This is a genomic window from Nocardia sp. JMUB6875, from assembly GCF_041154655.1.
Taxonomy (GTDB): domain Bacteria; phylum Actinomycetota; class Actinomycetes; order Mycobacteriales; family Mycobacteriaceae; genus Nocardia.
The window spans coordinates 1-9,698 of the sequence record NZ_BAAFGR010000229.1 but is presented as its reverse complement, the minus strand read 5'-3'; the positions used below and the strand labels follow the sequence as shown (position 1 = coordinate 9,698).

At 68.0% G+C, this 9,698-nt stretch carries 11 protein-coding genes and 1 pseudogene; 10 read left to right on the top strand and 2 right to left on the bottom strand.

Translation table 11 applies throughout. The features are described 5' to 3' along the window. The 7 genes and pseudogenes from ACAM49_RS35810 to ACAM49_RS35780 form a co-directional block, all read left to right on the top strand. Nucleotides 1-183, top strand: a pseudogene (locus ACAM49_RS35810) (ribonuclease D); the annotation flags it as partial. A 123-nt stretch (nucleotides 184-306) separates the two neighbouring features. Next, complete coding sequence (locus ACAM49_RS35805; RefSeq protein ID WP_369639975.1) at nucleotides 307-813, top strand: hypothetical protein; 507 nt, start codon at nucleotides 307-309, stop codon at nucleotides 811-813. 20 nt (nucleotides 814-833) lie between these two features. After that, nucleotides 834-1,334, top strand: a complete 501-nt coding sequence (locus ACAM49_RS35800) for a hypothetical protein (RefSeq protein WP_369639974.1) — start codon at nucleotides 834-836, stop codon at nucleotides 1,332-1,334. 114 nt (nucleotides 1,335-1,448) lie between these two features. Further along, nucleotides 1,449-1,928 carry a hypothetical protein gene (locus ACAM49_RS35795; RefSeq protein WP_369639973.1) on the top strand — a complete coding sequence of 160 codons (480 nt, stop codon included), beginning with the start codon at nucleotides 1,449-1,451 and terminating at the stop codon, nucleotides 1,926-1,928. Nucleotides 1,929-1,961: 33 nt separating this feature from the next. Next, complete coding sequence (locus ACAM49_RS35790) at nucleotides 1,962-2,435, top strand: hypothetical protein (protein ID WP_369639972.1); 474 nt, start codon at nucleotides 1,962-1,964, stop codon at nucleotides 2,433-2,435. Nucleotides 2,436-2,537: 102 nt separating this feature from the next. Then, nucleotides 2,538-2,819, top strand: a complete 282-nt coding sequence (locus ACAM49_RS35785; RefSeq protein WP_369639971.1) for a hypothetical protein — start codon at nucleotides 2,538-2,540, stop codon at nucleotides 2,817-2,819. 5 nt (nucleotides 2,820-2,824) lie between these two features. Further along, entirely contained in the window at nucleotides 2,825-3,100 is a 276-nt protein-coding gene (locus ACAM49_RS35780) for a hypothetical protein (RefSeq protein ID WP_369639970.1), read from the top strand. A gap of 74 nt (nucleotides 3,101-3,174) precedes the next feature. Here the strand turns inward: ACAM49_RS35780 and ACAM49_RS35775 are convergent, their stop codons facing one another. Beyond that, complete coding sequence (locus ACAM49_RS35775) at nucleotides 3,175-3,978, bottom strand: enoyl-CoA hydratase (protein WP_369639969.1); 804 nt, start codon at nucleotides 3,976-3,978, stop codon at nucleotides 3,175-3,177. 119 nt (nucleotides 3,979-4,097) lie between these two features. After that, entirely contained in the window at nucleotides 4,098-6,044 is a 1,947-nt protein-coding gene (dxs, locus tag ACAM49_RS35770; protein ID WP_369639968.1) for a 1-deoxy-D-xylulose-5-phosphate synthase, read from the bottom strand. A gap of 144 nt (nucleotides 6,045-6,188) precedes the next feature. Between dxs and glsA the strand changes: the two genes are divergently transcribed. From glsA to ACAM49_RS35755, 3 genes are all read left to right on the top strand, one after another. Then, nucleotides 6,189-8,024, top strand: coding sequence for a glutaminase A (glsA, locus tag ACAM49_RS35765; RefSeq protein ID WP_369639967.1), 1,836 nt, complete (start codon nucleotides 6,189-6,191; stop codon nucleotides 8,022-8,024). 69 nt (nucleotides 8,025-8,093) lie between these two features. Next, nucleotides 8,094-9,011, top strand: a complete 918-nt coding sequence (locus tag ACAM49_RS35760) for a LysR family transcriptional regulator (protein ID WP_369639966.1) — start codon at nucleotides 8,094-8,096, stop codon at nucleotides 9,009-9,011. A 92-nt stretch (nucleotides 9,012-9,103) separates the two neighbouring features. Beyond that, the gene (locus ACAM49_RS35755; RefSeq protein WP_369639965.1) at nucleotides 9,104-9,550 is read left to right on the top strand and encodes a DUF1707 domain-containing protein; all 447 of its coding nucleotides are present in this window, start codon (nucleotides 9,104-9,106) and stop codon (nucleotides 9,548-9,550) included. The last annotated feature ends 148 nt before the right edge of the window (nucleotides 9,551-9,698 follow it).

The following is a 9,698-nucleotide window of genomic DNA, read 5'->3' as shown; positions in this document are numbered from 1 at the left end:
GTCGAGAACCTCCTCACCCCCGACCTCCTCCGCCGCATGTGCTGGGACGGCCTCCCCAAATCCGCCACCAACGGCGACGCCCCCACCCTCATCGAGGACTACCTCGCCGCCGGCGGCGCCCGCCCCTGGCAACGCGAACTAGCCGTCCCCCGCCTGGCCGAAGCCCTCTACCCGAAGGCCTGACCCCAGCTCCATCGCCCAAGAAAGTCGGGGCACACGGGTTTTCTGAAGCGAACTAATTTCACACTTGGCGCCGGTTAGATTCTCCCCACCCCGTACCAAGGGGTACGAAAGAGGAGTTCCCGAATGCCCGCCAAGATCCGCGCCGTCCACCACACCGGCTGGGGTGCAACAACTTTGGCCCTAGCCGCGACAGTCGCCGCCCTTTCCGCGCCCACCGCATCCGCCTTCGTCGACGGCCCCCGAGTCGACTACTGTTCGAACAACATCTGCGATGTGCCGTCGTCCTACGTCGTCGGACAGACCTACTCGATCTACGCGGGCCGACCGGTGGACGACGCGCTTCGCGCGAGCTTCTACGACAACGGGACCTGCATCGGAGGCTTCTCCTATGCGCAACCCGGCAATACGATCCCGTGGGTTCCCACCACCGCCGGAACACACGAAATCACCATCAAGTTCTCGGTCAGTGAACCGTTCGTCATGCCCGGGCCCTACAGGTTGACGGTGACCGTGGTGGCCGCGCCGCCGGGGTCACCCACCCCGTCACCCACGCCGCCGGGCAACTGCACCGTCACCGGCAGCGGCACGGGCAGCGGCAGCCCCCTCGGATCGGGCAGCGCAGGCTTCTGATGACCTCTACACACCACCCAATGCGCCGCATCGCCTGGGCCGCAACCACTTTGGCATCGGTCGCGACACTCGCCGCATTGTCGACACCCATCGCGGGCGCCCGTATCGACGGTGCGCCCATACTCACCGACACCGCGACCGGCGCGGAGGTCGGATCCGCGGTCGTCGGGCGCTCCTACCAGATCTTCCCGGGCTTGGGCTACAACCCCGGGCTCTCGGCAGTCGCGGATTTCTTCGACAACGGACAGTGCATCGCGAGCGCACCGGCCGCCACCCTCACCGTCATATGGGTCCCCACCACCGCCGGAACGCACACCCTCACCGTCCAGGGCGCGCCGAACTCGGTGTCCATGACGGTCGAGGTAGCCCCGGCTTCCGCCGGATCCACGCCCGTGAAGCCACCGAATCAGCCCGGCTGCGGAATCGGCGGCGGCAGCTCCAACGTGCTCGCCTCCGCCGGGTCCGGCGCCCTCGGAGGCGTCCTGTCGTATCTGCTCCGCTCCGGCAGCGCCGGATCCTGAGCGCCCCGCGCCCGGCGTCGGCAGCGCCGAGCTGATCGAGCTGATCATCTCCGGCAGCTCGAATCTGCTGCCCGGCAGCCAGTACCGGAAATTCGAAGCAATCAAGGAGTCATCATGTCCGCAACGAAACGTCACATCGCCTGGGCCGCAACCCTTGTCGGGGTCGCCGGAACCCTCACCGCGCTCTCCCCCGGCCTCGCCACCGCCGGAATCCACGGCATCGAGCTCGGGGACTGCTCGATCACCTACTGTCCGACACCCACGTCTATCGTTGCCGGACATAGCTATTCGATCGTCGGTCCTTACGATGGCACGAACACCCAGCATTCCGCCTACAGCTTCTACGACAACGGTGCCTGCATCGGAAGCGGCGTCTCCGTCACCTGGGTTCCACTCACCGCCGGCAGCCACACCCTGTCCGCCCGCAACAGCCTCGGGTTCCCGGAGGATTCGGTGACGGTGACCGTGGTCGCCGCACCCGCCGGATCACCGACGCCACAGCAGCCCCAGCAGGGTGGCTGCCAGCGCGGCTTCGGCTCCGGCAGCGCTGACCTGCTCGGCTCCGGCAGCTCGAATCTGCTGCCCGGCAGCTAGTGCCAGAAGGTCGAAGAAAGCAAGGAGTCACCGATGTCCGCCATGAAACGCCGCATCGCCTGGGTCGCAACGCTTGTCGGCGTCGCCGGAACGCTCACCACCCTGTCCCCCGGCCTCGCCGACGCCGCCAGATTCAACTTCGACGTGGAGGACTGCGCGAGCGGAACCTGCACGATCGCCACCTCTTTCGTCGTCGGGCACAGCTACGAGATCGTCGGCGCCTGGGACGGCACGAACCAGGCTATTCCCACGTACAACTTCTACGACAACGACACCTGCATCGGAGGCGGAACCCACTCCGTCATCTGGGTTCCGCTCACCAGCGGCAGTCACGTGCTGTCCGTCGGGAACTTCGACACCCCGAGGGAGACACAGACGGTGACGGTGGCCGCCGCACCGCCCGGAGCGCCGCTCGCGCAGCAGCCCAAGCAGGCTGGTTGCGGCGCCGGGCTGATCGAGCTGATCATCTCCGGCAGCGCCGGTCTGCTCCGCAGCACCGGATCCTGAGCACACCACAGGTTCCAGCAGCCTCTGACGTGGCGCTTGGTCGATAGCTGAACGAGAGTATGAGCCACCCACGGCGTATCACGCACGTGTTACGCTGGAAGAGTGGGTGACCGATACAGCTTCACCAGCGACGGGTTGCACAACATTCGGGTCTACGGCGTGAAACCCGGCGAGGTTTGGGAGGCACTGCATTCCAAGCGCCGCCTGGTACGTCATCTCGACGCGAAAGCGTCCGCTCTATTCGGTCTCACCCACACGGGCCGCTACCTAGTAGTGTTCGTCCTCGAATCGGCCGACGAGGACAACGATTGGGACGTCATCGCCGCCCGCGAGATGCTCCAGGACGAGAAGGCCGTGTTCGACCGCTACACGGGACGGAAGTGATGGGCATGAACATCGAACAGAACCTCTCCGACCTCATCTCCACCGGTGCCGACGCGCAACTGCCGGTCCCCGACAGCAGCGAGCCGATGATCACCCGCTCGCTGCGCATTCCCCTCGATCTCGACACACAGCTGCGTGATCTGGCCGAGGAGCGGGGCATCGGGGCGACCACGCTGATGCGGGAGATCCTGCAAGCCTGGGTCACCGGTGCCGACACCAGTGCGGTCGTGCGGCTGGCCGACGTACAGCGGGTGATCGCCTCGCTCGCACGTCCGGCCTGACTGGCGCAACAGCTTTGACACGGGCGGGGTCATCACCGCGCTGTCCACCGCCCGTGTCGACGCGGTGCGGCCGCTCAGTCCTTGAAGTCGGGGGAGCGGCGGTCGCGGCGGGCTCGGATGGCCTCGTCGAAGTTGTCGGTGGTGAGGCGGACGTAGAGCTGGGCCAGGCCCTCGTTTTGCATGTGGGATTCGAAGGAGCCTGCTTCGAGGCCGTTCCAGAGGAGGCGTTTGGTGAGTTCGCCGCCTACGCGGGACCAGCGGATGATCTGGTCGGCGGTGTCGTAGGCGGATTCGAGGAGTTTGTCGGCGGGGACGACTCGGGAGACGATGCCGATGCGTTCGGCTTCCGTGGCGTCGACGTCTCGGCCGGTGAGCATGATCTCGAAGGCGCGGGTGGAGCCGATGGCGCGCGGGAGGGTGTAGCTGATGCCGAGTTCGGCGGAGGTGAGGCCGTTGTTGATGCCGGCGGCGCGGAAATAGGCGTCCTCCGAGGCGATTCGGATGTCGGTGCCCATGGCCAGGCAGAAGCCGCCGCCGATGGCCGCGCCGTTGATGGCGCTGATCACCGGCTGATGCATGCGCTTGATGGTGAGCATCACGTTGTCGAGCAGCGTCATGCTGCGCCGCGCGATGCTGGTGCGCGTCAACCCCTCCACCCCGGGCACCTTGCCCGCGTGCTGCAGATCCGCGCCCGAGCAGAACCCGTGCCCGGCCCCGGTGAGCACCACCACCCGCACCTCGTTGTCGGCCGCCACGTCCTCGAGGGTCTCGCGCAGCGGCACCATGACGTCGAACGCCATGGCGTTCATCCGCTCCGGCCGGTTCAACGTGACCAACGCGATCTGGGGACGCGGCTTCTCGACAAGCACGAACGACATCCGATAACTCCTGACCCGAAACTGTAACCTGTTTCAGAATCTACGCGAGAAGGCCAGCTCCGCATAGAAAAACGGACCCGCGATCATGGATCGCGGGTCCGCCGGTATGCGGCCGGGACTTATTCGGCGGCGTCGAGCAGGGCTTCCTCGATTTCGGCGCCGGAGGTGTCGGCGGCGCCCAGCCACACGTGGACGCGCTGGGCGATCTCGCCCGGGGTCAGCCCGAGATCCTGGTGGATCTTGGCGCGCAGGGCGTGGTCCAGGAACTGCTGCGGCACACCGAGATCGCGGGTCGGGACATCCACGCCGGCGCTGCGGAGCCGGGCGGAGACCGTGGAACCGATGCCGCCGTGCAGGCCGCTGTCCTCGAGCGTGACCACCAGCCGGTGGTTGCCGGCCATCTTGACGATGGTGTCGGAGACCGGCAGCACCCAGCGCGGGTCGATGACGGTGACCGAAACCCCTTCGGCCGTCAGCAGATCCGCCACCTTGAGCGCGAGATCGGCGAACGCGCCGACCGCGATCAGCAGCACGTCGGCGTGCACCGAGTACGACGCGGCGTCCTTGACGTCCGGCAGCCGCAGCACATCGACGCCCTCGAAGCGCTCGACGGCCGGAATCTCCTCGACCGCAGCGCCTTTGGGGAACCGGATGGCGGTGGGGCCGTCGCTGATGTGCAGCGCCTCCCCCAATTCCTCACGCAGCGTGGCGGCATCGCGCGGGGCGGCCACCCGGATGCCGGGCACGATGCCGAGCACCGACATGTCCCACATGCCGTTGTGCGAGGCGCCGTCGTCGCCGGTGACGCCCGCGCGGTCGAGCACCAGCGTCACCGGGAGCTTGAGCAGCGCCACATCCATGAGCAGCTGATCGAAGGCGCGGTTGAGGAAGGTCGAGTAGATGGCGACCACCGGATGCAGACCGCCCAGCGCCATACCGGCGGCGGAGGTCATGGCGTGCTGTTCGGCGATGCCGACATCGAACATGCGCTCCGGGAAGCGGTCCCCGAACGGCGACAGACCGGTCGGGCCCGGCATGGCGGCGGTGATCGCCACGATGTCGTCGCGCTGCTCGGCCTGGGCGATGAGCTCCTTGGAGAACACCGAGGTCCAGCTGACACCGGACGAACCGCCCAGCGGCTCACCGGTTTCCGGGTCGATCTGGTTGATGGCGTGCATCTGATCGGCCACATGATCCTCGGCCGGTTTGTACCCGCGGCCCTTCTGCGTCACCGCGTGCACGATCACCGGACCGCCGAAGTCCTTGGCGCGCCGCAGCGCCGCCTCCAACTGCACCGGATCATGACCGTCGACCGGACCCACGTACTTCACGCCCAGATCGCTGAACAGCTCCTGCGGCGCGACCGCGTCCTTGATCCCGGTCTTGATGGCGTGCAGCATCGAGTACGCCGAATCCCCCACGCGCGGAATGCTCTGCACGATCCGCTTGGTGGCGTCGAGCGCGTGCTCGTAGGCGGGCTGGGTGCGCAAACCGGCGAGCCGCTCGGCGAGCCCGCCGATGGTCGGCGCGTAGGAGCGGCCATTGTCGTTGACCACCACGATGACCGAACGATCCTGGCCCGCGGCGATATTGTTCAACGCCTCCCAGCACATGCCGCCGGTCAGCGCGCCGTCACCGACGACCGCGACCACGTGCCGCTTCTGCCGGGTCAGCGCGAACGCCTTGGCGAGACCGTCCGCATAGGACAGCGAGGCCGAGGCGTGCGAGGACTCCACCCAGTCATGGGCGCTCTCGGCGCGGCACGGATAGCCCGACAGCCCGCCCTCCTTGCGCAGCCGATCGAACCCGTCCTTGCGACCGGTGAGGATCTTGTGCACGTACGACTGATGCCCGGTATCGAAGATGATCGGGTCGGCAGGCGAGTCGAAGACCCGGTGCAACGCGATGGTCAGCTCCACGACGCCCAGATTCGGCCCGAGGTGCCCGCCGGTGACGGCGACCTTCCGCACCAGGAACTCGCGAATCTCCTCGGCCAGCTCGTGTAGCTCCGGTACCGACAGCCGACGCAGATCCTCGGGCGTGTCGACCCGGGAAAGCACTCCCACGGCTATTGCTCCCTCCGGATGTCTCCTGTGATTGCAACAGTCTACGGAGCCCGTTCCGGCCCCCGATGCCAGGAACATTTGTCACCTGCGACATCCGTAGCGGATGTGAGGCTCCCCACACGTTACGCCGGTTACAGTGGCCCGGTGGACCCCTCCGGCGGCGTCGTGGCCCGCATCATCGACGAAGTCTACGATCTATGCCGGACCGACACGTCGGGAACGCTCGCCGACTACATTCCGGAACTGGCGGCGGTGCAACCCGATTCGTTCGGCATCTGCCTGGCTACCGCTGACGGGCGGGTGTACGGGAGCGGAGATCTGGACACCGCGTTCACCATTCAGTCGATCTCCAAACCGTTCACCTACGCGCTGGCCCTGGCCGATCGGGGCGTGGCGGCGGTGGGCGAGCGCATCGATGTGGAGCCGTCCGGGGAGCCGTTCTTCGAAATCAGTCTGGACCCCAGGACACAGCGGCCGCGCAATCCGATGATCAACGCGGGGGCGATCGCGGCGGCCTCGTTGATCAAGGGCACCGACGCGGCCGACCGGTTTGCCCGAATCCGGCGGAGCTACAGCCGATTCGCGGGGCGCGAGCTGAGCATGAACGAGGCGGTGTACGCCTCCGAGGCGCGGACCGGGTACCGCAATCGGTCGATCGGGTATCTGCTGCGCGGGGCCGGAATCATCGACATCGATCCGGACGAGGCGGTGGATCGCTACTTCCGGCAGTGCTCGATCGATGTCACCTGCCGCGATCTCGCTTTGATGGCCGCGACCCTGGCCAACAACGGGATCAATCCGCTGACCCGCGAACGCGCGCTGACCCGGCCGCTGGTCGAGCAGGTGCTCTCGGTCATGACCACCTGCGGCATGTACGACTCCGCGGGCGACTGGGTGACCACGGTCGGCCTGCCCGCGAAAAGCGGTGTGGGCGGCGGCATCCTGGCCGTGCTGCCCGGCCAGATCGGTATTGCCGTCTACTCCCCCAGGCTCGACGCGCACGGCAGCAGCGTGCGCGGCGTCAAGGCCTGCCGTGAACTCTCGACCCGGCTGGGGCTGCACTTCCTGCACGTCACCCGCGCCGCGCACACCGCGATCCGCGCCGCCTACTCCGTGGCCGAGGCACCTTCTCGCCTGCGCCGCGACGCCGACGAATTGACGGTCCTGCGCGAATTCGGCGACCGCGCCCGTATCTTCGAACTCCACGGCGACCTGTTGTTCGCCGGTGCCGAATCCACCGTGCGCACCGTCGAGGACGCCGCGCACGAGCTCGAGGCGCTGGTCCTGGATCTGCGCGAGGTCGGCGACGTGAGCCCGATCGCGATTCGCATGCTCAACGATCTGGAGGCCGAACTGGCCGCCGCCGGTTGCCGTGTGGCCCTGGTGGATCCGGACGGCAAGCTGGGGCATCTGGTGTCCAGCCTCGACCCCAGCGATCCCCGCGGCCGCGTCTTCATCGACCGCGACTCGGCCACCGAATGGTGCGAACAGCTCATCCTCGACCGGCACCGCCCGCCCGGCCAGGAATGCCCCGTCGCCTACACCATCGACCAGCATCCGGCCCTGGCCGAGATGCCCGACGACGAATGCGCCCAGCTGGCAAAGGAATTCGAGACCCGCACCATCGCCCGCGGCGAACTCATCGTCGCCCGCGACAGCCGGCGCTGCGGCCTGTTCCTCATCCTCGACGGCCGCGTCCGCTTCACTTTCACCGACCGCGACAACCGCCGCCACCGCCTGATCACCCTCACCCCCGGCATGTCCTTCGGCGAAACCTCCATGCTCGCGGGCGTCCCGTACACCAACGACGTCTACGCCGAGACCACCGTCCGCGTGGCCGTCCTCCCTCCGGCGCGCTTCGACCAACTCACCAGCCAGGCCCCGCAGATCAAACTCGCCCTCCTGGAACGTCTCGCGGCCGCGGCCTACACCCAGGCCGATGCCGCCATCCGCGCCGTCGCTGCCAACGGCCGCATCTGAGACCCCGCCCGAGGATGGGGCAGCTGCCGGATAGCCATCGACGGCGAGATTCGAGATGATCGATAAGAAATGCTGATCGAAGATACCTTTCGCGAAACCCGCGTCGACCCCGCCGAATTAGAAGCCTTCGTGGTGCTGGCCGAGGAGCTGCACTTCGGCCGCACCGCGATCCGGCTCGGGCTGTCGCAGCCCCGGGTCAGCCAGCTGATCCGCAGTCTGGAACGGCGGGTGGGGCGACGACTGGTCGAGCGCACCAGCCGCCGGGTGGCGCTGAATCCGCTGGGCGAACATCTGCTGGCGCGGGTCCGGCCCGCCTTCGCCGACCTGCAGCGCGCGCTGACCGAAACACGCACGGCGGCACGGGGATTGCGGGTCGGATTCCTGGGCCCGTACGGGTCGACACTGGACGCGGCGCTGGCCGGATTCCGGGCGCGGCAGCCGGAATGCCCGGTCACGCTGACCCAGATCTCGTGGACCGATATCTACGGGCCGCTGCGGCGTGGGGAGGTCGATGTCCAGATTTGCGTTGCCCCGGTGGAACAACCGGATCTGACGGTCGGACCCGAACTGGGGTCGTTCCCGCGGCTGCTGGCCATCGCGCGCAGCCATCCGTGGTCGGCGCGCGACAGTCTCGATATCGAGGATCTGGCCGAATTGCGGGTGATAGGACCGCATCCGGACGTAAGCCCCGAATTCGCGCGCGGCTTCTGGCCGCCCGCCGCCACGCCGACCGGCCGCCCGATCCCGCGCGCCGCGCCCGCGCGCACCGAACCGGAGATGCTGTCGGCGGTCGCCCACAACAACGCGGTGTTCGCGACCACGACCGCCATGCCGACCTATTTCACGCATCCCGAGGTGGTGTTCGTGCCGTTGACGGGACTGCCCGCGGCGCGAGTGCTGCTGGTCTGGCGGACCGCGAACGATCATCCGCGGGTCGCCGAATTCGCCGGGCTCGCCGCCGAAGCCGCCGTACGTCAGCAGGCGTAGCGGTGATTACGTCCGCGCGTGCAGGCGCGTCGCCGAAAACGCGCCTACGCTGGCGGACAACGAGATTCCTTCCCTCCCATGAGGCGGATGTCATGACCGAATTCGACCCCGCGGTGTATGGACCGCCCGATGTCCGCGTCGGCACCGCGGAACGCGAGCAGGCGGCCGCGGCACTCGGCGAGCATTTCGCGGCCGGCCGCCTCGACGTCACCGAATACGACGACCGGGTGGGGCGCGCGTACGCCGCCAAGACCGCGGGCGAGTTGGCCGTGCTGTTCGGCGACCTGCCCCGGCCACAGCCGCCCGCCCCGCAGATCCTGACCCCGGCGCCGGTGGCGGCTCCGCAACGCCCGCTGCCGTTGGCCCCGATCGGCGCGGCCGTGATCCTGGTCTTCGGAATCGGGTTCGCGGTGGCCACCCACTTCTTCCCGTTCTTCCTGTTCCCGGTGCTGTTCTTCGCGTTCATCCGAGGTCGGCGCGGGTTCGGGCCGCGCGGGCCGCGCTTCGGGCCGCAGGGGCCGGGGTACTACCGGACCTGAGCGCTACGCTGGGTGGCGTGGGTGTCATCGGCGAACTGTTCCCCGGCAAGAAGCTCGAAGACGACGGCAGCGAGGCCGGCGACGGTCAGCAGCATCGGCCGCGCCTGGAACTCGACCTGGACGCCGGAGTGATCAAGTTGTCCCCGCC